Here is a 26,844-nt window from a genome sequence, read left to right as displayed (position 1 = left end):
GTTAATCAGAGGGTCGCTGGTTCGAGCCCAGCAGAGGGAGCTCAGATTTTCAAATCTGAAAAACACGTAAGACCCCATTTCTAGCTAAGAGGATGGGGTTTTTTGTTTCCATAATTGGAAGCTTTCTGCCCCATTTTGTCTTTTCAATAGCCAAATAATGTTAAGTTTTATAGGGGAAATTGTTGAATTTGATGCAAAAATCTACGTTCACCATTACAGATTTGATGGTACGCACAATCTAAAGATCAGAATTTACCACAAAAACCAGAAGTGGTTCATAGAAATGATCCACTTCTCTGCAACAAACAGTTAAAAAGCAATCATCTCCTCTTGTAGGTTCAACTTGCCTTTTATACCTTTTCTGTTAATTACTTGCCGTTTCTAGAAATATTTGTTTTTGCAATGCCAATAATACTAGACAACTCTTCCATAGTAATTCTGTTATCGGCTCGCATTGCCGTCACAATCTTTTGCTGACCCGTTGTAAGTTTTCCGTTCACGTTCTTAATATCTGTATTGATTTTTTGCTCTAAATAAATTGCCCCAGTTATAGGTCTTCTAAATAAATTGCAACTATTTTTTAACAATCCAAATGACTAACATTAAACTTCTCAATGTATTTTATTAATTACTCAATGGTTTATTTCTAAAATCATTTCAACCTTGGTTCTATTTTTATATCTTGTAAACACAAATATAAACCCAAAGAACTCTGATCCTTACCTGCCTTTGTTAATGCATTAGCAAAGCATTTTTTTTGTCCGGGGTTTTTAAATGCATAATTTATGAAAACCGTTCCCAGTCCTAATCCCAATATAAAAATTTCGGGAATACTATTGCTTTTATTTTTATTAGTAAATAAAGCATTTGCCATTGATCCATTTCCAATTGGATACCTGGGAATAGAGAATGGCCTGTCAAACAATGCAGTCACATCCATTCATCAGGATCATTATGGTTTTATGTGGTTTGGAACTTATGATGGTTTGAATCGTTATAACGGATATGAATTTAAGGTGTTCAGAAATCGCCATAATGACTCTTTATCCTTAATCAATAACCGAATTGTAGCGATTGCAGAAGACAAGAACAATAGGATATGGGTTGGAACAAAAAGTGGTGTTAGTATTTTTGATCCCCTAACAGCTAAATTTTCTGCACTTTACTATTACCAAACCAAGAAATCTGAGCGTAAGGTAGTCGATTTTATTATTAATGATATCGAAGCAGACCAATCAGGAAATGTATTTATTGCAACTGCAGGAAAAGGATTACTGTTATATAACAAGACTGTAGGCCACGCTGTAACAGTTAAGCTAGATACCGACACCGACACCCATGTTCAGGCCATAAAAATTGACGGGCAACAAAGGGTATGGGTATTTATTCAACATAAGGGCTTGTATTTATATCATAAAAAAACCAATTCATTAAGGCTTGTATACAACAAGGTGCATTTAGCAAAATGTATGGAGGTTGACAAGAAAGGAAATATTTGGATCGGTGCTGACATTGGGCTTTATCAATTCAACTCCGACACCAGGGAGCTCAGGATTTATGATGAAAAATCAGGAGACTTGTCCAGTAATAACGTAGTTGGTTTAAATTTAGATAAAGCACAGAACCTTTGGATAGCTACGGATGGAGGCGGCGTAAATATATTGGATTCAAAAACAGGTAAAATGAGTCATTTGCTTGCTGGAAAGGATAAAAACTCATTAACCAGCGGTGCTGTATATGCGATATATGAAGATAAGGATACTAGAAAATGGATTGGAACACTCCGGGGTGGAATTAATATTATTGATCAGCAAAAGAATAAGTTTAAAACTGTTACAAATGGCCCGTTAAACAGAAATAGCCTCGTAAACAACTTTATCCTCTCCTTTTGTGAGGTAGAGGATGGCAATATATTTATTGGAAAAGATGGAGGAGGATTAAGTTACTGGAATCGAAAAGAAAACGAATACATCAATTTTAAGCATGATCCGCTGAATAACAAATCACTGCCCAACGATTATGTTACCAGTATTGTCAAAGATTATAGAAATAACATTTGGATGTCCACATATGGTGGCGGCATTTGTAAATACAATGGAAAAACTGGTCTTTTTGAGCGATTTGTATGCTATAATGATAAGCGTGGATATGATGACCGAAATACTTGGATTTTGTATGAAGACAGGAATAAAGTGCTCTGGGCCGGAACATGCAATGGGGCAATGTATCAGTTCAATAGGGCCACTAACAGATTTGAGTTATTTGATGATTCCTTATGGAATGTAATCTCTATTGCAGAAGATAAGGCAGGCAATCTATGGGTTGGGACATTTACTGAACTTATCAAAATCGACAAGAATAATAAAAAGCATACGGTGTTAAATGTAAACTATCCGGTGCGGACTATTCATGAATCCCGCTCCGGGCACCTATGGGTAGGTACCGAAGGGGGTGGCATACGACGCTATGAGTCAGACCGTAAAAAATTTGTGCAGTTTTTTGATTCAGATGGGCTTGCTAACAATTCAGTATTAAATATTTTGGAAGATAAGGATGGTATGTTATGGATAAGCACCTTTAATGGGTTATCGAGCTTTGATCCAAAAAGCGAAAAATTCAAAAACTTCTATGAATCAGATGGCCTTCAGAGCAATCAATTCAACTATAATGCAGCAACAATACTGAAGTCTGGAGAATTCCTTTTTGGAGGCATTAAGGGGTTTAATATTTTTACACCCAAGGACATCAAACCTTATAATAATATGCCTCAAACGCTTTTAACCCGATTGAGCATAAATAATGTTCCTCTGGAACAATCCCAGGAATTGGCTGAACAGAAAAGTGTATATGATATTCAAAACCTGACATTGTCTCATGAACAAGCTATGCTTTCTATAGATTTTGTGGCTTTGGAATATTCTGCGCCGGATAAAATATCTTATGCTTATTACCTGGAAGGATGGGACAATTCATGGAATTATGTAGGCAAATTAAGAACAGCAAATTATTCCAGATTAAATGAAGGAAACTATATACTCAGGATAAAATCTACAAATGCCGAGGGTATCTGGAATGTCAATGAAAGGGTCATCTACATTACTATTCTCCCTCCCTGGTACCGTACATGGTGGGCCTATCTTGCTTATGGTGGTTTAGCAGCAGCATTTATCTATTGCTATCTGCTATATAAGACTAAGCAGACCAAAATGAAGTATGAATTGGAAATTGCACATATGCAAACAGAGAAAGAAAAGGAACTTAATGAAAAGAAACTTTCCTTCTTTACCAATATATCTCATGAATTCCGTACTCCATTAACACTGATCATAAATCCTATAAAAGAGCTGGTTTTTGGAGGACAGAAATCTGTAGATCCTAAAGATTTGAGCATCGTGTATCGGAATGCCAGAAGATTACTAAGCCTGGTAGACCAGTTATTATTGTTTAGAAAGACGGAAAGTGAGGATGGAAACCTGAAACTTGTTCATCTTAATATTTCTAATCTTTGCAGAGAAGTATTCCTATGCTTTACCCATCAGGCAAAATCTAAAAATGTGCGGTATGAATTTGAGTGTGATAATGAAGATATTATGATTTATGCCGACCGTGAGAAGATGGAAATTGTATTACTCAATTTAATTTCGAATGCCCTTAAATTTGTGGAAGATGGAGGAAGTGTTATCATCGGAATAAAAGAAACGGAAGCCGCTTTAGAAATCTCTGTGAAGGATGATGGCCTCGGAATACCTGAAGAAACCGGAGAAAAACTTTTCAATAAATTTTACCAGGTGAAAAGAAATGATGGCCCTTTAAAAATAGGATTTGGTATCGGTCTTTATCTGGTTAAAAATTTTATCGACAGTCATAAAGGAGAAATAAATTATGAGAGTAAACCTGGATCAGGCACTACATTCCGAATAGAATTGAAAAAGGGTCGGGCTCATTTAAGTTCCAACTTGATTTTTGGAGATGTAGAAGAGCATTCTCCATTTCTCGAAGAACTTATTGAAGAGATGGAGCCTGTGGCTATAGAAAACAACATATCAGAACAGAATAACGGTCTTCAAACTTTGTTTTCAGACAATCGTTCTATGTTGATTGTTGATGACAATGTACAAATCCGCGAATATCTTAAAAAAATATTCAGCAAAAAGTATATTTTGTATGAAGCGGATAATGGTGTCAGAGGGTTGCAGCTCGCTTATGAATATCTTCCCGATATTATTATTAGTGATGTGTTAATGCCGGGCATGAGTGGAATTGAATTGTGTAATAAGATCAAGGAGGATTCTGTATTGAGTCATATTCCGGTTATTCTGTTAACGGCCAGTTCTTCCGCCGAAATTAAACTAAAGGGGATTGAAGGTGGAGCTGATGATTACATCAGTAAGCCTTTTGAAAATGAGATGCTCATCGCGCGTATTGAAGGCCTTTTTAAAAGTCGCAATAACTTGCAAAAATATTTCTATAATGAAATTACCCTAAAGTCAAATAACTTAAAAGTTTCAACAGAATATAAAGAATTCCTTGATCGTTGTATTTCGATTGTTGAAGAACGAATGACCGATGTTGATTTCAATATAAAATCACTTGCTTCCGAATTGGGCATGAGCCACTCAAATTTATACAAAAGAGTAAAGTCGATTTCTGGTAAGTCTGTAAATTGCTTTATCAGGTTTATCCGTCTGCGTAAGGCGGCAGAGCATTTCATCAATACCAGCTGTAATGTTAACGAAGCTGCCTATAGCGTAGGGATGAATGATATCAAACATTTCAGAGAAGAATTCTATAAGCTTTTCGGAATCAACCCATCTGAATACATCAAAAAGTACAGGAAGAATTTCGGAAAGGAATATAAACTCAATAGAGGAATGGTCGATATTTCCCCTAATTAAACGCCAACTAAATTTTAACCCATACCCACTTTAAAGGTTCTCTTTTGTAAAAGGAGAGCCTTTTTGTATGAATATGCCCCCCTTTTTTATGAATTACCCCCTCATGTCTTCCTGAAAACTATCTCAATTTGCGGATCAATTAACCAAATAGTAAATCAGCTGAAATTGAGATTTTATCTCAGTAAGCTTAAACCTCATTGTATGAAAAATTCATATCAGGAATGCCATTTATTTAAAAAATATCAGGGAGTATGAAAAGACAATTACAAACTATAAAATCCTTCCTGTACATTCTTGTTTTTCTGGTTCCATCAACACTTGCCGGTTACGCCTCTTCAAAGAATCATGGAATTGTACATGCAGGTACTCAGGTTCAGAATCTGGTAACAGGAGTAGTTCTTGACGAAACCAAACAGCCGCTACCCGGCGTGAGCATTAAAGTGGAAGGCTCCTCTACAGGAGTAATGACAGATGAAAATGGAACATATAAAATAAATGTCCCGGACGGTGCTGTTCTGGTATTTTCTTATGTCGGCTATATGACTCAAACCATACTTGTAAACGGTAAAAAAACGCTGAATGTCAGCTTACAACCAGACAATGCCAATTTACAGGAAGTAGTGGTTCTGGGCTATGGAAAACAAAAGAAAGCAACATTAACTGGTGCCATTTCAAGTATCAGTAATAAGGAACTGGTACAAAGTCCTGTTGCCAATATCAGCAATGCACTTGGCGGTCGTTTGCCAGGTCTTGTTGCACTGCAGCAAAGCGGAGAGCCGGGGTATGATCAATCGAGAATTAAAATCCGAGGAATAGCCACACTTGGAGAAGGTAAAGACTCTGATCCTCTGATACTGGTTGATGGTGTAGAGCGAAATATGAATCTGGTAGATCCAAATGAAGTTGAAAGCGTGAGTGTATTAAAAGATGCATCTGCAACTGCTGTTTTTGGTGTGCGTGGCGCTAATGGAGTAATCATCATCACGACTAAAACGGGGCAGGCGGGTGCTCCTCAGATTAGTTATACTTCAAATTTTGGCTTACAGTCTCCAACGCAGCTTCCAAAGATGCTGAACAGTTTTGATTATGCTACGCTAAGAAATGAGGCACAGACAAATATGGGACAAGATCCCTATTTTTCTCAGCAGGATTTGGATGCTTTTCAGAGTGGAAATGATCCGATCTTCCATCCTAACGTTGATTGGTTTGACAAAGTATTAAAACCAAACTCACTGCAGCAACAGCATAACTTTAATATTGGTGGTGGTTTTAACAATACCAGATACTTTATCTCCCTGGGATATTTTGACCAGCAAGGAGCGTATGATGTAGGGGAACTACAAAAGGAATACTCTGCCAATCCCAGGTACAAAAGGTATAATATCCGTTCTAATTTTGATATAGATTTCAACAAGGATTTTAGTGCTTCTATAAAACTTGGTGGCCAATTTGCTGACAGGAATTATCCGGGGCAGGGTGCCGGGGCTATCTTTTTCAGAATTTTAAGCTCAAACCCTTTAATGAACCCTGGAGTAATAGACGGCAAATTAATCAGCAGTGTTCAGGGCCTGCCCAGCTCAGTTGGCAATCCCCTAAGTTTTATCGCTACAAATGGATATTCTTCTTCATTCAATAGCAATCTTAACACCAATATCAGTCTGCAGCATAAGCTTGATTTTATTACAGAGGGTTTGAAGTTGCGTGGAACACTGGCATATGATACTTACTATACCCATGGTGTAAATCGTGGAAAGGCTGCTATTCAATATAAGATTATAAAAGATCCTTTAGATCCCAAAAAGCCAATTTATTTAAGAGAAGGAGAAGAAGCCCCATTTTCATTTAGTGAAAGCTACGATCGCTGGCGCAAAATATACGGAGAATTCGCAGCTGAATATTCACGAAGCTTTGGTGACCATAATGTAACAGGCCTTGCGTTATATAATTTGGAAAAAATAACAGATCCAGCTTCTTATTACGGACAAGGCGGATTGAATTATCCGGAAATCCCAAGAAGTTATATGGGTTTTGTTGGTAGGGTAACTTACAACTACCGCAGCAAGTATCTTTCTGAATTTAACCTTGGATATAATGGTTCTGAAAACTTTCCGGAAAATAAGCGTTTCGGATTCTTCCCTTCCCTTTCACTTGGCTGGGTGTTAACAGAAGAGTCCTTCCTTTCTAAAAGCAACCTGCTATCTCTGCTAAAAATAAGAGGTTCTTATGGTGAGGTAGGAAATGACAGAATGGGCGATCGCCGTTTTTTAAGTCAGCCGGATGTATATAATTATGGTGGCGGATATTATTTTGGGGAAGTAGGAAACAATTATAATTTCTATGGTGGCTCCCAGGAAGGTGCCCTTGGTAATCCTAATGTGACCTGGGAACGTGCAAAAAAATCTAACATCGGTCTGGAATCAGGGTTTTTCAAGAATAAACTTCGCATTAACGCGGATTTCTTTATGGAGAAAAGGGATAACATCCTGATTACTCTAGGTACAGTGCCTGATATTGTACAGGCTACTTTGCCTCCTGTAAATTTCGGAAAGGTAGAAAATAAGGGTTATGAACTGGAAGCTAATTTTAACAGTAACATAGGGAAAGTCAATTATTGGGTAAAAACCAATTATTCTTTTGCTAAAAATAAGATCATTCATAAAGATGAGCCTAACAGGCCATATGAATGGTTGCGGGAAACTGGTCGCCCCGTAGGACAGTACTTTGGATTAATCAGCGAGGGATTGTTTAACACAGTTGAAGAATTGGCTGCAGCACCTAAATCATCTTACGATGCCGAGTTACAGCTTGGTGATGTAAGGTACAAGGATCTAAATGAAGATGGAGTAATTGATGCGAACGACAGGGCACCGATAGGCTTCTCTTCCTTCCCACAAGTATTTTATGGAATCTCATTCGGTTTTGAATATAAAGGGTTCGACTTTTCTGCCTTATTCCAGGGTTCAGATAAGGTATCTACTTATATTGATCAGATGGCTGCCTGGCCTTTTGATACAGACTGGAGAAGTGCCCAGAGTAAGCATATGGAAAGGTGGACGCCTGAGCGTTATGCCGCTGGTGAAAAAATTACCTTCCCACGTTTAGAACTGTCGCCAACAGAGGGGAAGCATAACTACGTTCGATCCGATTACTGGTTGATTGATGGCAGTTATGTTCGCCTTAAAAATCTTGAAGTAGCCTACAGATTCAAGGGACGCTTGCTGGAACGAGCAGGTATAAAAAGCCTGAGGTTTTTTGCAAATGGGAATAACCTGATCACCTGGAGTAAAATAAAAAACTATGATCCCGAATCTCCAGCCGGAAGAGGAGAATTCTATCCTCAGATGAAGGTCTATAACTTCGGCGTTAATGTTCAGTTTTAATATTAAAATTAAGGAAATGAAGTCATTTAATATAAAATTATATATGTTGTCTGCAACAGGACTTTTCTTGCTTTTCTCCTCTTCCTGCAAGAGAGATTTTCTTGAAAAACCAAACGGCAGTGATGTAACCATCGATACCATTTTTTCTTCAAAGATCAAGGCAGAGACCTTTTTATGGAATGTTTATGGTACTTACATGCCCAATGGGTTCTCTAACGATTGGAACATCAGAGACGGAATGCAAGCTGGAATGTTAATGGCGGCTTCTGATGAGGGAGATATTTATGATTCCTGGCCGGGTCCAAATTCTCATAACGAGGGAAATTGGGGTCCTCAGGGAAATAATGAGGATGAGTTTGGCTCCCACTACAAGGGTATAAGAAATGCCAGCATCTTTTTAGAGAATGTAGATCGGGTGCCAGACATTTCAGCAACTGAAAAAGATCAGATGAAGGCTGAAGCTATATTTCTGCGGGCACTGCAATACGCGGAACTGGTAAAGAGATATGGAGGGGTGCCATTGGTAGACAAAAAACTGGAAGCAACCGGGAGTATAAAAATCCCCCGCAGTACCTATGAAGAGTGTGTTAACTTTATTGTAAAGAGCTGCGATGAGGTGATTGCTTCTTCAATTCCCGATTCATACCCTACAGGCTGGAGGGGAAGAATTAACAGAGGCGCCGCATTAGCGCTGAAATCAAGGGTTTTGTTGTATGCCGCAAGCCCGCTTTCCAATGGTGCTCCTTACCTTCCCGACCCAAATAATCTTACAGGTTATGGCAGTTATGATGAGCGCAGATGGGTAGAAGCTGCTAAAGCAAGTAAGGCCGTGTTAGATTGGGCAGCAGCTAATGGAGTAAGTCTGGTAAAATCAAACCCGGACGCTGGTGTGAATTATGAATCAGCAATATCTCAGCAGGACAATCCGGAAATTATACTGGCAAATAAATCACATGGGCCCTGGGGAGATTGGTCGCCGATGTTTCAACAATTTGTGATGCCAAGGGGAATTTATGGTGGCTGGTACGGTAACGGAGTAACCCTGCAAATGGCCCAGATGTATCAAACTGCCACAGGTGAAGATCAAAATTGGCCTGCAGAAGGTTCCTATCAGGAGCTTATGCAAAAGATGCAACAAATGGAACCCCGCTTTCAGCAGTCGGTGGCTTATTCAGGTTCTAAATGGAATGATGAAATAGGTACCATCAGCTTTTATAAAAAGAACGATGGTGCCTGGTCTTTGTATGCTCCTTTAAATGGTGTCGGCTACATGAAAAAATTCCTGACAAGAGGCAACTGGGGTGATGAGTACAATCAATGGATAATATTCAGACTGGCTGAATTCTACCTAAACTATGCTGAAGCGCTTAATGAACATTCAGCAATGGATCCCGCTAGCTATGATGCGTTAAATATGATCCGGGAACGTGCAGGGATGCCACGTATTACAAGCGCAGATCCAAATTATAATTCTCAGGAAAAATTAAGAAAGGCGATCAGAAGAGAAAGAGCAGTTGAGCTTGCTTTTGAAGAACATAGGTTTTTTGACGTTCGCCGCTGGAAGATAGCTGGTGATGAGGGGGTAATGAAAGGAAAAATGTGGGGCTTAAACCTGTATGAGCAGCCAAACGGTAGTATGATATACAAAATGGAGTCGTTTGAGAGTCGTGTTTGGCAAGACAAAATGTATGTATATCCAATGCCGCAAACTGAAATCGATAAAGGCTATGTGACACAAACACCAGGCTGGTAACGGGTTTAGACCATAGTTTCCTTAAAATTTAAATACTGAATTAAATGCAAAGTATTATGAACAAAAAATATATAGTATTGAGGTTGTTACTTGTTGCTGTTTTTCCCAGCATAGGTATGACGACCCAAGCCCAAATTAGAACTCCTGATACGGTTAAAAACAATGTCGATACCTCTTCACGAAAACATCCCTTCGGAGAAAAAATAAACGTGGCCTATGGTCAGCAATATGCCAGGGCACTTACTTCTGCTATTTCCACGGTAAATAGTACTGTGCTAAGAAAAACACCTGCAACCACATTAAGTAATACCCTATATGGCAGATTACCGGGTTTAACTATGTTGCAAGGTTCAGGAGAACCAGGTTATGATGCCCCTTCCGCCATGCTCATCAGAGGCAACGGAACCTTTCAAAATTCAGGCTTCCCCGTGTTTGTTGATGGTTTTGAATCTTCCTTAGATCAACTGGCCGTAGATGAAGTTGAAACAGTGAGTGTGTTGAAGGATGCTGCTGCGCTTGCACTTTATGGAATCCGGGGAGCCAATGGAGCTATTATTGTCACCACCAAAAGAGGACAGGCGGGCAAAACAAAGATTACATTTAATGCCCAGACAGGCTTGCAAAAGCCTACACAATTACCTGATTTTGTTGGGTCATATGATTATGCCCGTCTGTATAATCAAGCGCTTACCAACGACGGATTGCCTTCAAGATATAGTCCTGCTGATCTGGATGCTTATCAGTCAGGATCAGATCCTTATCTGCATCCTGATGTAAACTGGTACGATGAGGTATTACGAAAAAATGCGCCATTTAGTAACTACAATCTAAGTTTTTCAGGTGGAGGTAACAATGCAAAGTATTTTATTTTGCTGGGTTACATGAACAGTAAGGGCTTGTATGCAAATACAGATGAAGACAGAGCAGAAAATTCTAATGCAGATTATAACAGATATAACTTCCGCTCAAATATAGATTTGAAATTGAATAAGATCGTTTCCGCTTCTTTTGATATAGGGGGAAGAGTTGAAGACCGCTTTTTCCCTAACTATAATGGAACTGCATTGTGGGAAAATATGGCAAAATACCCTGCAAATGCCTATCCGGTAAGAAATCCAAACAATAGCTGGGGAGGGAATGGGATTTATCGTGACAATCCTGTAGCTTCAGTTCTTGGAGGTGGTTGGACTTCTTCGAACGACCGGAATTTGAATGCTACCATGCGTCTCACTGAAGATCTTGGCTTTCTGTTGAAGGGATTAACATTTAATCAGGCCTTTTCCTTAAATAACTGGTATCGTGCAAATCGCAATAGAACAAGAAGTATTGGTGTTTATGAACTAAGTGGAACTGAAACAGATTATACCTACCGTCAGCATGGAACTACATCAGATTTTGCAGTCAACCGGAGTGGAAATGACCAGTGGAACAGAACAAATTTCCAGACCGCATTAAATTATGACAGACATTGGAATAATCATGAGTTTTCGGGGATGTTGATGTACCACCAGGATGTATATAAGGTAAGTGGCAATGAGGTTCCTTATGCTACACAGAATCTGGCAGGACGCTTAAATTATAGTTACAAATCAAAATATTTTACTGAGTTAGGCTTTTCTTACAGTGGTTCTGAAAACTTCCCGGCCGGCAACCGTTTTGGGTTCTTCCCAACACTATCAGCTGCCTGGATCTTAAGTGAGGAAGATTTTCTTAAGAATAGCTCAGCTATCAACTTTCTTAAAGTACGTGGATCTGCTGGTCTTGTGGGCAACGACAGGCTGGTGGGAAGCCGCTTTGCCTACGCGCAGAATTATTTTTATAGTGGAGGGTACAATTTTGGACAGGATAATACTTCTTATGGCGTAATCATGGAAGGTCCTTTAGGCAATCCCAATCTTTCATGGGAAAAATCTATGAAGTACAACCTGGGACTAGAAGGAAATGTACTTAAAAAGGTAGATTTTTCACTTGATCTTTTTTATGAGAATCGCAAGGATATCCTGGCAACAAATGATGCTGTTGTTCCCTCTTATGTTGGTGTAGGCATGCCTTATCAAAACCTAGGCAGAGTAAGTAACCGTGGCTTTGAATTCGATCTGAAATACACAGATCAGATAGGGGATTTTAACTATTTCATTAAAGCAGGTGCCTTTTATGCACAAAACAAAATCCTTGAGATGAGCGAAGTTATTCGTGCAGAAGATTATCTGTACCGTACAGGCCACCAAGTTGGCCAACCATTTGGATTAGAGGCTCTTGGTTTTTTTAAGGATCAAAATGATATTGATAATAGTCCACTGCAAACTTTTACACCAGTTAAGCCGGGGGATCTTAAATACAAGGATCAGAATGGTGATCATGTTATCAATGAGAATGATGAGATTGCAATTGGAAAGGGATGGACTCCTCAAATCACTTATACTGCAACATTAGGGGCTAACTACAAGGGCTTCGATCTGGAATTATTTTTTCAGGGCATAACCAGGCGCAATGTATATCTGAGCGGCACCTATTTCTGGGCCTTACAAAATGATGCAAATATACCCGAACTGGCGCTTAACAGTTGGACACCTGAAACTTCCGGCAATGCTACTTACCCACGTTTATCAACACTTCCAAATGCAAATAACTATCGGCCTTCAACGTTTTGGGCTAAGTCAGGAGGGGTTTTAAGATTGAGAAATGTAGAGTTGGGATATACATTTCCCACACGCTTGCTGAGCAAGGCACGGATAAGCAATGTAAGAACATTTGTAAGTGCAGTAAACGCATTTACCTGGGATAAAATCAAATCGGTAGATCCTGAATCCCTAACCGGCTATCCTCCGCTGAAATCGTTTAATGTCGGCATTAATGTTCAATTCTAACTTAGTAAACATGACAGTAATGAAAAAAAGAAACTTAATATATCTGCCTCTTTTATGCAGCATGCTGTTCGCTGCTTGTAAGAAAGACTTTCTGGACAGAAAGCTGGATACTAATTATACAGAAAAAGAGGTTTTTGCTTCTTATGGCACCATGAGGGATTTTGCATATGGCATCTATACTTACCTGCCCCAAGGTTTTGAAAGATTTGGCGGAGCCATGCTTGATGCAGCAACGGATGATGGACTTCACGCCGGTGCCAATACCACCATACAGCAATTAACCAATGGCGGTTGGGGTCCCTTCAGCAACCCAGATAACCAATGGGGCAATCTTTATATCGGTATCCGAAAGGCAAACCTATTCCTTGAAAAAAGCGCAGATTACAAAGAGATTATTAAAAGAGATCTGGTTACCCCGGAAGGAATAACTGCTTACAAACGAGATTCTACCGATATGTCACGTTTAAGAGCTGAGTCCAGATTTTTGCGTGCTTATTTTTATTTTGAACTCATAAAACGATATGGTGGGGTGCCATTGATTGTTAAAACTCTTTCTGCTGAGGATGATCTCAAATTAAAAAGGAACACATTTGAAGAATGTACGGCCTTCATAGCTAATGAAATTGAGGCTGTTATCGGTGACTTAGCACCCACCTGGAGTGGTATAGACAATAGCAATAAAATTGGCAGAGGCACAAAAGGAGCCGCTCTTGCATTAAAATCAAGGGCTTTACTATATGCTGCGAGTCCTTTGCACAATACATCTAATGATTCTGAAAAATGGAGCAGGGCGGCAAAGGCAGCACATGCTGTTATTGAATTGAACAGATATTCCCTGCAATCCAATTACCGCGACCTTTTTCGTTTGATGCAGAGTAATGAGTTTATTTTTGAACGACGTTATACCGCGTCAAATTCATTTGAGAGGACAACTTACCCGGTTGGATTTGAAGGTGCCATCGGCGGAATTAATCCTTCGCAGGGCCTTGTTGATGCTTATGAAACAACCAAAGGGCGCGCTATAGCCGATGATTCGGACTATGATCCTCAGAATCCATATGTAAATCGTGATCCTAGATTACAGATGACATTAATTGTGAACAATTCCGATTATAAGGGTCGTAAAGTTGAATTGTGGTCTGCAGGATTGGACGGCCCAGGTAAACCCCGGGCATCAAAAACAGGATATTACCTTAAAAAATATTCCGATGAAGGTCTAAATTTATTACAAAACAGAACAAGCAGCCATGCCTGGGTATATTTCCGATATGCAGAAATATTATTAAATTATGCTGAAGCTATGAATGAAGCATTTGGTCCGGATGTGGCGCCTGCTGGCTTTTCAAAAACAGCGTCGCAGGCACTTAACGACGTAAGAAAAAGAGGAAGTGTAAATATGCCCGCGGTAACTGGCGTATCAAGGGAAGAATTCAGGTTACGGGTAAGAAATGAAAGACGGGTTGAACTGGCATTTGAAGAACATCGGTTTTGGGATGTGAGAAGATGGAAAATTGGAACTGAAACGCTAGGGAAACCGGTACTTGGAATAGCTATTACTCGTTTAAGTAACAATAGCTTTTTATACAATTCTGCAATACCTGTAGAAAACAGGGTGTTTAACGAAAAAATGTACTTGTATCCAATTCCAAGAACAGAGATTGATAAATCTGTAGGAGTGATTATCCAAAATACAGGCTGGTAACAGATAATATTAAAATAGATACCCTTTATGATGAAATTGAAATTGGCCTTTGGCGCCTTGATAATAAGTTTATTTATCTTTTTGCAATCAAAGGCTGCCACATACTATGTTGACAGTAAGAATGGAAATGATGTTTACACAGGCTTATCAAAGGATAAAGCATGGAAAACATTAAGCAAAGTAAATACATTAATTTTAAAACCAGGTGATTCTGTATTGTTCAGGGCTGCTACAACTTATACCGGTCAACTTAAAATTTCCTGTGCGGGAAATAAGGACAACAAGATTGTATTCAGTTCATTCGGTATAGGAAAAAGACCCAGAATAGATGGTAAAGGGACAGTACGTGAGACTGTGCTTATTTTTAACGCTGAATACCTGAAGTTCGAAAACTTTGAGATTACCAACCTGGGAGAAAAACGCGAAGCGAAGAGAATGGGATTGCACATATTACTTGAAGATTATGGAATAGCAAATGATACCGAGATTGCTAATTTATATATACATGATGTGAATGGTAGTAATGTAAAAAAGGAAGGTGGTGGAGCGGGCATTCACTGGACAAATGGTGGCAAGAAGAAGAGGTCTGCCTTCGATGGACTGCTGATTGAAAATTGCCGGATAGAGCGGACGGATAGAAATGGCATTACGAGCACCGGGTATTGGTCAAGACAAGACTGGTTTCCAAGTCGCAATGTTATCATAAGAAAAAATCATTTGACCGATATAGGAGGTGATGGGATTGTTCCAATAGGATGCGAAGGAACCTTGATTGAATCTAATGTGGTATATCGTGCTGGACAACGTTTCCCTGAAGGTGATGCTGCTGCAGGAATCTGGCCCTGGAGCTGCGACAACACTACAATTCAATATAATGAGGTTTCTTATACCGCCGGCCCATGGGACTCTCAGGGATTTGATTCTGATTGGAATTGCAGAAACACCATTATTCAATACAATTACAGCCATCATAATGATGGTGGTTTTTTACTGATTTGTAATGATGGAAGTTCAACTATGCCAGCAAACATTGGCAATATAGGTACAATCATACGGTACAATGTGAGTTACAATGATGGTAGCCGAACCAAATGGAAACATGCGGGCTTCTCTCCTGTCATTCATATTACAGGTCCGGTACTGAACACAAAAATCTATAACAATTTAATCTATTTACCTAAAAAACCAGCTGGAATAGACAGTACTGTAATAGAAATGGACACTTGGAATGGGTATCCGGATAGCACCCTGGTTGCCAACAACATATTCTATACAAAAGGCACTGCCGACTTCCAGATGGCTAAAAGTAAGCGGAATTATTACCGTTCGAATCTTTATTATGGCAATTACCTAAACAAACCTGAAACACCGGGTGAAATATTAGCGGATCCCCAGTTCTTAAGCCAACCAGATAAAGATTTATCTGGATTTGAAAAGCTAAAGTGTTTTATGCTTAGAGCCACTTCAAAGGCGCGCGGCGCTGGTGAGTCATTAACTGAATCGAAAATTAGAGATTTTTTTGGTAATCCGGTCAGCCCGGGTCAAAGGCCTGCCGTCGGTATTCATGAGAATTAAAAAAAGATGGTATTTTCTATGTTGAAAAAGATTTAATCACTTGTAAAAGCAAACCAATAACAGTCTGTGATTTGGCCGAAAAGAAAACGTTTTGAAAAGGCCTATAGTCGTCTGCTATTGGCATTAATATCTTATTTTCAATCAGCGGAATGAACAACTAATGCCGTTAAGGAGGAAATTTGAAGAATGGAAGAGGGCAAAGGCACGCCTGTAACGAACAGTTAAAAAGTGTTAATAAGGACCTCACCTTTGCTCTTTCTAGTTTATTTTGATTTCCTTTAGAGGATTAACCTCTATCCCAAATGACCAAAAGAAAACTAATACTCTCACATTTATTTTTATTTGCTTTGTTGACTTCGGCTTTTGGCCAGTCGCAATCCATCAGATATGAACTTTTTAAAAATACCGAAATTATCTCACTACCTAAAGATGAACAGACTTCAACTTTCTTTACAATAGGTTTGCAACCAGAGATTATAGGTACAATAAAGGTTCCTGTAGAGGTTGATATGAGGGGAATTGTAATGATCTCCTCTGTTTTAGATCAAGGGAAATTGATACTGATTGGATCTGAGGCCTACTTCAGAACAAATCTTTTAGAGGATGCAAGCGTTCAACAGTTGTTTAAAAATGCAATAAACATAGCTGGTGGGCATAAATCAAAACCTGTAATTGCAGTTACAAAGAATGCAGATAAGGCACTTCTCGATTTCTTAAACAAACAACGTGCTTCTGTTTACACGATAAACGATTTTAACTTCAAAAAGAAAACAAACCTTCTTTTTTGACTGAAGATGTTACCGATTCTCTCCAGCTGAAGAATATTGAACAGTTCATAAAAAAGGGGGGTACGCTGGTTTTTGGTTCGCCTTATCAACAGATAAATAAGAACAAAGTAGAAGGAGCTCCAGCCGCTTTCTTAAATATTAATAAGCTGTTCGCAAAAGCGGGTGTCATCAATGCTAACTTTATGGTGACTAGTACTCCTGAAAATAAGGTGATTAATACCGATAGTATTCCTGATTATCTGCATATAAATACAATGCTTCCCCGATTACTAGGTGTAAAGACGAGGCTTGATCAGTATGTCGATTATTTTTTAACGACACCAAATATTGAACTGGTTTTCAAATACAACGAAGATGGTTCTCCTGTGTTAAACAAAATCAAGCAGTTCTTCAAAATTCCTGATATACTTCCTGTTGCGACCCTTGAAAGTCCGATAATAACAGATACAGAAGAAAAAAAGTATGCCATGAAAATGGCTTACTGGTTTTACAATAAACAACAGGATTTTGCAAAACACCCTGATGCGAAGTTTCTCGGGTTCGAGTCTTTTCCAGGTAAAGTTGCAGATGGTGCGGTAAGAGTAAGTCAAGAAGTCTCAATTCCAGTAATGGTAGGCACCCAAGGTCTTTCAGACGTAGCTTCAGTATATTATCGTCCGCACAGTGCCGGATTATATGTTGCTGCCGGTGAAAAGGTTAAAATAACCATTCCAAAAAGTTATTTATCTGAACATCTGGAAGCACAAATAGGCTTGCATGATGATGATGTGACTGGACAAGATGAGCTTACGCGTATAGGTATTGACCTCACCAAGAAGTTTGCTTTAGACAAAGAAACAACTGAAATCTACTCGCCTTTTGGTGGTTTATTGTTGATTAATATTGGCGATACGACCAAACTGAAAGTGATTAAAGTTCAGGTTGACGGAGCGGTAAAAGCACCATACTTTAAACTTGGCGAAACTACTGAGGAGGAATGGAATGCCACAATTAAAAGCAACCCTGCGCCATGGGCGGAATTAGCCACAAATAATATTGTATTGACTGTTCCATCATATCGCATCAGGAATTTAAATAACCCAGTTAAGCTAATGAAATTTTGGGACGAGGTAATGGACGCCGATGCAGATCTTGCCGTCATCTCCAGGAAAAGGGTGCATCAGGAAAGGATAATCGTAGATCGCCAGGTTGCTTATGGGTATATGTTTACCATGTATAACAAGATTGTAGTGCCAGATGACCAAAGCACAGAGTGGATGCTTGATGCCGATTTTATTCGTAGTCATGGATCATGGGGTGCATTCCATGAATTGGGGCATCGCCACCAGTTTTGGGGGCTCGATTATCCCGGCACCGGTGAAGTAACTGTAAACCTTTTTACAATGTATGTTTACGATAAAGTACTAAAAAAGGGCTTGTACAATCATGATGATCTTCCTGATTTAGCTGCGGTAACGAAAAAAGTAAAGAAGTATTTGGCAAATGATCCAAGCTATGCGAAGTGGTCTGAAGATCCCTTTTTGGCACTATGTATGTATATCCAGATCATAGATCACTTCGGTTGGGACTCAATTATCGGAGCGAATACAGTTTATCGGAATTTGCCAAAGGATCTGTACCCAAAAACGGATCAGGATAAGATAGATTTGTGGTTTGAAACGATTTGTAAAAAGACGAATAGTGACTTAACGCGTTTCTTCGACGTCTGGAAATTACCAGTGTCTGATAAGTCTAAAGAGCAAGTAAAAAAGTATAAATCATGGTTTCCAAAAGAACTAAAGTAAGCTAAGGAGCTATAGTAGATGGTGGAGAATCCTGACGCTTTTTAATGATGATCTGCTTCCTATTAATGCCCAGGTGTCCTTGCAAATCGGTTCCCTCTATAACCACTGTGTAAGTCCCAGGATTATCTGCCGCATAAAATTTAATCGTCGCTTTACCATTTTTATCAGTGATGATATTTGGTGCCCAATATATTGTTGAGCGGATATCGGACATATCAGGGATGCTAACCGTTGTGTATTTAGGGCTATAAAACTCTTTTGGAAGTATAAACGGCATTGGTTTAAACAGATAAGTGCCAATACTTTTTTTCATGAAAGGTCCTTTTCCTCCACGCGTAGTTACTTCAACAAACGCATGATCCCATGGTACATCAACTATCGGATTGAGGTAGGTACTTGTGTAACTCATTTGATATTTACCAGTCACCATCACTTCAATTCCCTTAATCTCTTCAGCATCATAATACTCAAAAATATCTTTGAGGTATTGGTAGCGCGGTGTTTCAGGCGACATGAAAAATTCAGTATTTACACCATCTATAGCCAGATGAAGTAACATGGTGTATACTCTGTAATGCATTTTTCCCATTTTGTCTATCCTTACACCAAATCCCTTTACGTTCTTTTCTAGAAGTTCGCCGAGTGTAGTTCTGCCAGCTTTTTTTAGTTGTTCTTCATCAATAATGACATCTGCGCCACCAGGGCCATTTAAATTTTTAGAGTCTTTAATGACCTTTTTTGCGTTTATGATTACTTCTTTAAGCATATTACTCCCAGTAACCCGCAATTGTTCTTTTTTTAAAGCTACCTGATTATTTACAGTTTGATAAGTTCCGGTATCAATATTTACAAACCACGGTATGATGCGATCGGTGACCGATGAGAAAACAGGGGGTTTAAACTCTTCTACCTCAATACCCACATTAAAGCTTTTCCCTTTCTTATTTTTAGCACTAATAAAGAATGATGGCGTATCAATAGGAGTAATCCCTTTGAAAATAAAATTCCCTTTATCATCGGTAAGCGTATCTAACACCAATAAAGGTTTTTTTGAGAATAGGATAATTGCAGACTTTGCAACCGGTTTGTTGAAGGCATTGGTAACTTTACCTTTTATTAGAAATTCTTCCTCATTGGGGTAAGCAAAAGGCTTGGTAGGTTTAAAAGTCTGAGTCCAGTCGTAGCCTGCCCAACCCTGCGCCAATAGCAAGTTGTTAAGGTGCTGCCATTTTTCGGGATGGGTTAGGGCATCATTATAATACCCCGGACTTTCTACATTTCCTTTTAAGTCTGAGGTTAGTAGCATATAGCTTACAATTGAACGGTCAGCAATGCTATCTATTTTAACTTGTCCATTATCTGTTACTGCGAGTGAAAATGTACCTTGCAATGGCTTCCCGGCGCTATCACTCACTTTAACATTTAAAGAAATACTATCTCTTTGTTGATACTGGCTTTTATCTGAATCTAATTTGATATTGAGATTATCACCACGATCGTTATAAAACATACGCTCATTAAGTCCTATTTTGCTTTCATTCATTAAAATAAGGCGAACTATGCCGTTTGGGAAAATCTGCTTGTCTAAAATAAACTTTAGCTGAGCTTTATTAAACTTAACCAATCCGCCCCAGCAAACTGTATTCCTGGCCATACCAATTAGGTAATAGGTATTGTTGGCCGCAAGTATATCTGCAGTAGGTGTAAGTGTTACCTCACAGGTGTCATTTTTAAATCGATTTACAACATTTAATGTGATGCCGGTGCTTTCAACAGATGGGAGTGAGTAGGTTTGATATTTCCCGTCGGCCAATTGTATTTTTGCAGTATAAGTTTCTAAGTTTTCAGGTTCTAGACTAAATGCCCCTATTCCTGCATGTGTAGTTGTAAAAGATGTGATTTCCTGTTGTTTACTATTGTAGATTTTACCTGATACTATTGCTCCATAGCCATCTTCGTTTAATGCCTTAAAAGCGACATTAGTTCGCTGACCTGCGACTAACTTTCCTCCTTCGGGCATGAACTGTAAATCAATTTTTTCTGGTCTGTTAAGGGTAATCGGAATCATTAATTTCCGACTGCCTTGACTTTTACGCAGATCCTGTATGCCTAGCGTAATGTTTTTTGCATCCGCCTTCTCCGGTAGGTCAAAAGTTAGCTTTAAAACACCTTCCAAACTTGTTTCAACTTTGTCCTTAAACCATGTTCTTTTACCATCCATTACACTCACCTGCATTTCTCGTAACCCAATTGGGGCTTTGTCAAACTGATTGATCTTTAAACCAATCTCAATTTTGTCTTTGTCGACATCTTTTATTAAATGGGTATTGTAATTGATCAGCCACTCTGATCCTGCATTATTTCCAATGTAAAAATGTTTTTTAAACAGGTAACTCTCTCCAAAATTTCTCATCCAGTTGGTGTATCCTGTTAGAGTATATCCCCCTTGCATCATCTCTTTTTCTAGTGGTATACTGCCATAGGCTATTCCCGTCATTACGGGAACCATAATTCGTTGAATGAGTCGGCTACTGTCGTTTGAAAGTTCCAGATAAAGTACGCCGCTTTTAGTTGAATAGTTAAGAAAGGATGCATTCAGTAAATAAGCTTTAAACCACAGGGTATCTCCGGCCAGATAAGTTGGCTTGTCGGTTTGCAGATATAGTTTCTCTGCTGAAAGGCTATCGTTTTGTGAATTAAGTTTGGTAATGACCTCCTTCAGATTTTGTTTTTGGGTAGCCTGAGAGAAGCCAGGGGTAAAGTTGAAAAGATTGAGCAGCACACAAATAAAAATACTTGTTATAAGATGAACAGCCTGAGTTTTCATAGTTTGAGAGTTCAGATAATATGGGTTGATCTACTGTAAATATAATGATAGTCAAGCTTTTTAGAAAGAGGTGTTTTTTGTTTTTATCTGAATTTTTAAGATCTTGTAGTAAGAATGATAACGCTTGAGCAATTTGATGAAAACGATTTTAAAAGACTGATTAGTTGGGTTGATAACGAAGAGATGCTCGTTCAGTTCGCTGGGCCATTATTTTCTTTTCCATTAACAATTGGGCAACTACAAGAATACAAGAATGATAAAAATCGGCATTTATTTAAAGTGATAGGGCCTGATAATCATGCCATCGGGCACGCCGAGCTTTTTCAATCAGATGATGAAAAAATGGTTAGAATTTGTAGGGTTCTTATTGGCGATAAAACAAAGCGTGGGCAAGGGATAGGACAGCAAATAATAAATGAGCTTTTAAATATTTCGTTCGTTAAACTTGATAAGGAAAATGTAGAGCTGAATGTTTATGATTGGAATACTAGTGCTATAAAATGCTACGAAAAAGTTGGCTTTGCTGTAAATCCGAATAAGAGATTTCAATCTGAAGTAAATGGGAGTATTTGGACAGCTATTAATATGACCATTGACAAAGCGCACTGGAGACTATAATATGTCAGACTCAACTCAGACTCTCCTCAGACTCAGGTCAGAGTCTGTTAGACTATTGTCTTAGAAGAGGCACTTAAAAGACACTTGTTAATCTCTCGTTTTTCACATTTGGGAACAACTCTCGCTTACAAGCGCATATAGCATAATCAAGCAGCAGTATTTTAATACACTACTGCTCGATTATTAAATATTATAAATGAAATTAAAGCTTAACTGTTGCCGGTAGATATTTGGCTATCAGATCTTCGTAATATGGTTTTAATTCTGACACAACCGGTGGCTTAGGGCTTTTTGAATACAGATCGTAAGGATTAAACTTATCTACCCATTTAAACATCTCGTGGTCATGAGCGTTTAGCAAATGATCGTAAGCATGTTCACGATGTTGCGAGTAAAACGAGTGGTAGCGAATCATGTACAAAGCTTCTTCAGGCAAGTGATCTTTAGTGATGTGGTAAAGGTACTCGTCGTGGCCCCACGACATATGGATATTATCTAACCCGCATTGATGCGTATACACACCATATTTTGTATTGTAGCGCTCATCAGTACTATCAGGATTATCAGAAAAGAAATCAGGGTACACAATCTTATCTGAGAACTTACATCCTACAGGGAATGAATCGCCAACAACATTCCATTGAGGTTCGCCAAAAAGGCACAACACCTTGCCAAGGTCATGGATAAAGCCGGTTAGTACAAACCAATCTGGATGACCGTCGGCACGGATAGCCTCTGCGGTTTGTAGTAAATGTTGTAGCTGATCTAATGATGTATCAGGATCTGAATCATCAATTAATGTGTTCAGGTATTCCATTGCGGCCCACCACGGCATTTCTTTTTTATCAAACTGTAAAAAGTTAGCTTTTTTTGCAAGTACATTACCATAGGTTTGGTACTTGTGGTTCAAGCGATAGAACTCCCGTACTGAATCGTTTTCGGGACTATCATAATTCCTGAATTCTTCCTTCTTTTTTTCAGGTACACCGGGTTCCGGGTATCTTTTTAGTACATCGTCCTCCCACACATCGAGGCTAGACAATGGAGATAGTTCCTCTTTTCTTGACTCTTTCATAATGCTTATTTTTTATAGTTAATAATTTGTTCTATTTATTTTTTACCAAAACACAGTGTATAACGCAGTAAGTATGCCCATAATAAGAATAGAGCCTATGGCAAAACTAGTGCTGATCTTAAACATAGAGGTATCCACTTCAATTGCATTTTCATTAGCAATTTTTTGAGGTCTGCTCAAACTGATCACAATCATCAGGATCACAATGACTACAAAGTCAATAGCCATTCTGTCGAGGAAAGGATAATCCGGGAAGGCACCATTTGTCCAAACAGGCAGAAACTTTAACACAGTTGAAAGTGGAATTGTAATCAGTGCTCCCGTCATAGCTGCCGCAGTTGTCGTGCGTTTCCAATAAAAGCCCAGCAAGAATATGGCCAGTACTCCTGGTGAAATAAAGCCTACATATTCCTGGATAAACTGGTAAGCCTGATCAAGTGATTTTAAGGATGGTGTTACAATCGCGGCAACCAGCATGGAAATCACGACCGCCCATCGGCCAACATTCACCATCTTTTTATCAGACGCTGTTTTGTTGAAGTATTTTTTATAAATGTCAAGCGAAAAAATTGTAGATATACTGTTTGCTTTACCTGCCAATGAAGCAACAATGGCCGCTGTAAGGGCCGCAAATGCCACGCCTTTTAAACCTGCTGGCAATAAATTCATTAAGGTTGGATAAGCATGATCGGGTTTCAATACACCTCCATCCGACATTTCCGTAATAAATAAACCTTTATTGTGAAGCACATACATCACAATTCCCGGAAGGACGGCGATTACCGGTACAAGTAATTTTAAAAACGCTGCGAATAAAATACCCTTACGCGCCGTATTTAAATCAGCGCCTAATGCACGCTGTACGATGTACTGGTTGCAGCCCCAGTATGCTAAATTGTTGATTAGCATGCCGCCAATTAATACAGACAACCCCGGCAGTTCCTTATAGTATTTATCAGATGAATCAAATATCATGTGAAAATGATCCGGTGCTTCCTTTCTTAAGATAGACAGGCCCTTAAAAATATCCTCGCCAAATCCATATTCTCTGGAAAGTAAAGAAAGGGCAAGATAAGTGGTAATCAAACCGCCAAAGATTAGGACCAGTACCTGGATCACATCGGTATAACCAATAACTTTCATTCCTCCTAAAGTGACCACCATGGAAAAGATGGTGAGTCCCACGATGCTCCACTCGAAGCTGATGGGTGATATAGAGGAGATGGCTAATGCACCCAGATAAATGATAGAAGTAAGATTCACAAAAACATACACCAACAACCAGAATACAGCCATAATGGTACTTACTTGATCATTATACCGCTTTGATAAGAACTGTGGCATGGTAAATATCTTGTTCTTCAGATATACCGGGATGATAAAAATTGCCACAATGATCAATGTTGCGGCTGCCATCCACTCGTAAGAAGCAATGGCAAGTCCGAGTGCAAAGCCTGAGCCAGACATCCCAATGAAATGCTCTGCAGAAATATTTGAGGCAATCAGCGATGCTCCGATAGCCCACCAGGTGAGCGAACCCTCTGCCAGGAAAAAATCCTTCGCACTATTGGAGGTAGTTTTTTTCTTATGATAAATGTAATAGCCATAGCCGGCTATCGCAATAAAATAAATAAAGAAAACTACATAATCGGCGATGTCAAGGTGATTCATATTTGGTTTGCGCTAAATCAGTTTCCCCCATATAAATGAGTTAAATTAATTATGTTACATTTGGTTAAAGGCAAAACCTTGGGGTGGTCTTACTTATCAAAACTGTATATAAAAATATTAATTCTGAGTTTAAGCGGGCATTTTATTTACGAATACGTTTAAGTGAATAGCTGCCTTTTGCTAAATCATCATCCAAATTGCTGTATATATGAAGGAAACCGTAACTGTAAAAACGCTAGCCAAAGAGTTAAATATATCTATTGCCACTGTTTCAAAAGCATTAAACGACAGTTACGAGATTAGTTTAGAAACCAAGCAAAAGGTTTGGGATCTGGCTAAGAAATTAAAGTACCAGCGTAATCCTTCGGCGAGTAATCTTCGCAGTCATAAAACAAAAACCATAGCTGTTATTATTCCGGAGATTGCCAATAACTTCTTTTCATTGGCTATAAATGGTATTGAAGAAATTGCCAGAAAACGTGATTATCATGTGCTGATCTATCAAACACATGAAAACAGCGAAATAGAAATTGCTTTTACTGATAGCTTGTTGAGTGGTAGGGTAGATGGGATTTTGATATCAGTATCGAGCAACACAAATAATAATGAGCATTTTAAAGAGCTGGTTAAAAAGATACCCGTTGTTTTCTTCGATAGGGTTTTTGAAGATATAGATGCGGTTAAAATAACTACCGATGATTATGAAAGTGCTTACAGTGCTACTCGCCATTTGATAGAAGGTGGCTGTAAAAAAATTGCTTATTTATTTGCGCTTAATAATCTGGTAACGGGTAAAAATAGGTTTGCCGGCTATCAAAAGGCTTTAGAAGAGCATGGCATGGTTTATACTGATGCAATGGTGGTTAACTACGATAAAGACATCAGCAAGAATTATGAAAATATAAAAGCAATGGTGTCTTCTGAGAAACCTGATGCTATAATTTCTTCAATTGAAGATTTGGCGTTGCCGTGTTATTATGTTGCCCGCGAGTTAAACTTGAATATTCCGGGAGATTTAAAAATAATAAGCTTTTCTAACCTCAATACTGCTCCGCTTTTAAATCCATCGTTAACTACAATAGAACAGCCTGCTTTTGAAATTGGAAAGGAAGCTGCTGATATTTTGTTTAAAATATTAGATAAAAAGTATTTTGATCCGAATGAGAATCACATTCTAAAATCGAGCTTGATTAAGAGGGAATCGACGTCTTGAAGGCAGTTTGTGCGTTTTTGCTTATCGCATTGATTAACAAGAATAAATAAGATCACATCGCGTAAATATTCCATGGATTTTCTTAACATTGTCTTAATCTAAATTAACCAAATGGAGAATAAGCTCTTGCATCATTTATTATGGGAACGTATCCGTGGAGGTGATAATGGGGCATTTTTTGATCTCTATAAAGCACTCTATTATGACCTCGTTAATTTTGGTATCCGTGTTTGTGGAGATGCTGAAACATCAGGTGAGGCAACTGATCAGGTATTCATTACCATTTGGGAAAAACATGAACAACTAAACAGAGTTGATAATGTGCCGGCTTACCTACGTACATTTTTAAAACGTAAGATTTTACGATTGCTGGAGCGTAAGCGTAAAATTAATGATGCTTTGCAAAACGCAGGTGCCGAAGGGGAGTGGATGGAAATGTCGTATGAGGAATTTATCGTAAAAGTTCAAACTGATGAGCTGGTAAGGTATAAACTGAAAACTGCACTAGAGAAATTAACCTTCAGACAAAAACAATTGATTCATTTAAAGTTCTTTGATGGATTGAGCTATGAGCAAATAGCTGAGCAAACTCAACAAACTATAAAAACTGCTTACAATACGGTTTATGATGCGCTTAAGATATTGCGTAAGGAGTTGAAAGACTAGTAAAATAAAAAAAGTAAAATTTCCTTAGGA

The 26,844-nt window shown here is 38.7% G+C and carries 14 protein-coding genes; 11 read left to right on the top strand and 3 right to left on the bottom strand.

What is annotated here, in order from left to right:
• Positions 1-785: 785 nt before the first annotated feature.
• The 8 genes from J1905_RS22445 (at position 786) to J1905_RS22410 (ending at position 18,744) form a co-directional block, all read left to right on the top strand.
• Entirely contained in the window at positions 786-4,895 is a 4,110-nt protein-coding gene (locus tag J1905_RS22445; protein ID WP_214229441.1) for a hybrid sensor histidine kinase/response regulator transcription factor, read from the top strand.
• A 251-nt stretch (positions 4,896-5,146) separates the two neighbouring features.
• On the top strand, positions 5,147-8,275 hold the full coding sequence (locus J1905_RS22440) for a SusC/RagA family TonB-linked outer membrane protein (RefSeq protein ID WP_214229440.1): 3,129 nt from the start codon (positions 5,147-5,149) through the stop codon (positions 8,273-8,275).
• 16 nt (positions 8,276-8,291) lie between these two features.
• Positions 8,292-10,028, top strand: coding sequence for a RagB/SusD family nutrient uptake outer membrane protein (locus J1905_RS22435; protein ID WP_250318171.1), 1,737 nt, complete (start codon positions 8,292-8,294; stop codon positions 10,026-10,028).
• 56 nt (positions 10,029-10,084) lie between these two features.
• Positions 10,085-12,895, top strand: a complete 2,811-nt coding sequence (locus tag J1905_RS22430; protein ID WP_214229439.1) for a SusC/RagA family TonB-linked outer membrane protein — start codon at positions 10,085-10,087, stop codon at positions 12,893-12,895.
• A 19-nt stretch (positions 12,896-12,914) separates the two neighbouring features.
• Positions 12,915-14,597: a RagB/SusD family nutrient uptake outer membrane protein gene (locus tag J1905_RS22425; RefSeq protein WP_214229438.1), complete on the top strand. Its 1,683-nt coding sequence runs from the start codon at positions 12,915-12,917 to the stop codon at positions 14,595-14,597.
• A gap of 27 nt (positions 14,598-14,624) precedes the next feature.
• Positions 14,625-16,172, top strand: coding sequence for a right-handed parallel beta-helix repeat-containing protein (locus J1905_RS22420; RefSeq protein ID WP_214229437.1), 1,548 nt, complete (start codon positions 14,625-14,627; stop codon positions 16,170-16,172).
• Between the two features lie 302 nt (positions 16,173-16,474).
• Positions 16,475-16,960: a hypothetical protein gene (locus J1905_RS22415; RefSeq protein WP_214229436.1), complete on the top strand. Its 486-nt coding sequence runs from the start codon at positions 16,475-16,477 to the stop codon at positions 16,958-16,960.
• A complete protein-coding gene (locus J1905_RS22410) occupies positions 16,957-18,744 on the top strand; it encodes a M60 family metallopeptidase (RefSeq protein WP_214229435.1) in 1,788 nt (595 codons plus the stop codon). Before J1905_RS22415 ends, J1905_RS22410 begins: the two co-directional genes overlap by 4 nt.
• Before the next feature lies 1 nt (position 18,745).
• Here J1905_RS22410 and J1905_RS22405 read toward each other — a convergent pair whose 3' ends face one another.
• The gene (locus tag J1905_RS22405; RefSeq protein WP_214229434.1) at positions 18,746-21,571 is read right to left on the bottom strand and encodes a hypothetical protein; all 2,826 of its coding nucleotides are present in this window, start codon (positions 21,569-21,571) and stop codon (positions 18,746-18,748) included.
• A gap of 114 nt (positions 21,572-21,685) precedes the next feature.
• On the opposite strand from J1905_RS22405, the gene J1905_RS22400 reads away from it, so the two are divergent.
• Entirely contained in the window at positions 21,686-22,189 is a 504-nt protein-coding gene (locus tag J1905_RS22400; RefSeq protein WP_214229433.1) for a GNAT family N-acetyltransferase, read from the top strand.
• Positions 22,190-22,391: 202 nt separating this feature from the next.
• Here J1905_RS22400 and J1905_RS22395 read toward each other — a convergent pair whose 3' ends face one another.
• Entirely contained in the window at positions 22,392-23,264 is an 873-nt protein-coding gene (locus J1905_RS22395; RefSeq protein WP_173090506.1) for an inositol oxygenase family protein, read from the bottom strand.
• 42 nt (positions 23,265-23,306) lie between these two features.
• Entirely contained in the window at positions 23,307-24,935 is a 1,629-nt protein-coding gene (locus tag J1905_RS22390) for a sodium/sugar symporter (protein WP_214229432.1), read from the bottom strand.
• Positions 24,936-25,143: 208 nt separating this feature from the next.
• Here J1905_RS22390 and J1905_RS22385 point away from each other — a divergent pair, with 208 nt between their 5' ends.
• Positions 25,144-26,148: a LacI family DNA-binding transcriptional regulator gene (locus tag J1905_RS22385; RefSeq protein ID WP_214229431.1), complete on the top strand. Its 1,005-nt coding sequence runs from the start codon at positions 25,144-25,146 to the stop codon at positions 26,146-26,148.
• A gap of 111 nt (positions 26,149-26,259) precedes the next feature.
• Positions 26,260-26,814, top strand: a complete 555-nt coding sequence (locus J1905_RS22380; RefSeq protein ID WP_173090509.1) for an RNA polymerase sigma factor — start codon at positions 26,260-26,262, stop codon at positions 26,812-26,814.
• Positions 26,815-26,844 lie beyond the last annotated feature (30 nt).

It is taken from the genome of Pedobacter sp. B4-66, assembly GCF_018492665.1.
In the GTDB taxonomy this organism is placed as follows: Bacteria; Bacteroidota; Bacteroidia; order Sphingobacteriales; family Sphingobacteriaceae; genus Pedobacter.
The sequence above is the reverse complement of the archived record's forward strand: the minus strand, read 5'-3'. Positions and strand labels throughout refer to the sequence as shown.

Bases quoted from the DNA above. Each gene is read 5' to 3' on its own strand.
- J1905_RS22445 (WP_214229441.1), top strand. From the start codon at position 786: ATGAAAACCGTTCCCAGTCCTAATCCCAATATAAAAATTTCGGGAATA.
- J1905_RS22440 (WP_214229440.1), top strand. From the start codon at position 5,147: ATGAAAAGACAATTACAAACTATAAAATCCTTCCTGTACATTCTTGTT.
- J1905_RS22435 (WP_250318171.1), top strand. From the start codon at position 8,292: ATGAAGTCATTTAATATAAAATTATATATGTTGTCTGCAACAGGACTT.
- J1905_RS22430 (WP_214229439.1), top strand. From the start codon at position 10,085: ATGAACAAAAAATATATAGTATTGAGGTTGTTACTTGTTGCTGTTTTT.
- J1905_RS22425 (WP_214229438.1), top strand. From the start codon at position 12,915: ATGAAAAAAAGAAACTTAATATATCTGCCTCTTTTATGCAGCATGCTG.
- J1905_RS22420 (WP_214229437.1), top strand. From the start codon at position 14,625: ATGATGAAATTGAAATTGGCCTTTGGCGCCTTGATAATAAGTTTATTT.
- J1905_RS22415 (WP_214229436.1), top strand. From the start codon at position 16,475: ATGACCAAAAGAAAACTAATACTCTCACATTTATTTTTATTTGCTTTG.
- J1905_RS22405 (WP_214229434.1), bottom strand. From the start codon at position 21,571: ATGAAAACTCAGGCTGTTCATCTTATAACAAGTATTTTTATTTGTGTG.
- J1905_RS22400 (WP_214229433.1), top strand. From the start codon at position 21,686: ATGATAACGCTTGAGCAATTTGATGAAAACGATTTTAAAAGACTGATT.
- J1905_RS22395 (WP_173090506.1), bottom strand. From the start codon at position 23,264: ATGAAAGAGTCAAGAAAAGAGGAACTATCTCCATTGTCTAGCCTCGAT.
- J1905_RS22390 (WP_214229432.1), bottom strand. From the start codon at position 24,935: ATGAATCACCTTGACATCGCCGATTATGTAGTTTTCTTTATTTATTTT.
- J1905_RS22385 (WP_214229431.1), top strand. From the start codon at position 25,144: ATGAAGGAAACCGTAACTGTAAAAACGCTAGCCAAAGAGTTAAATATA.
- J1905_RS22380 (WP_173090509.1), top strand. From the start codon at position 26,260: ATGGAGAATAAGCTCTTGCATCATTTATTATGGGAACGTATCCGTGGA.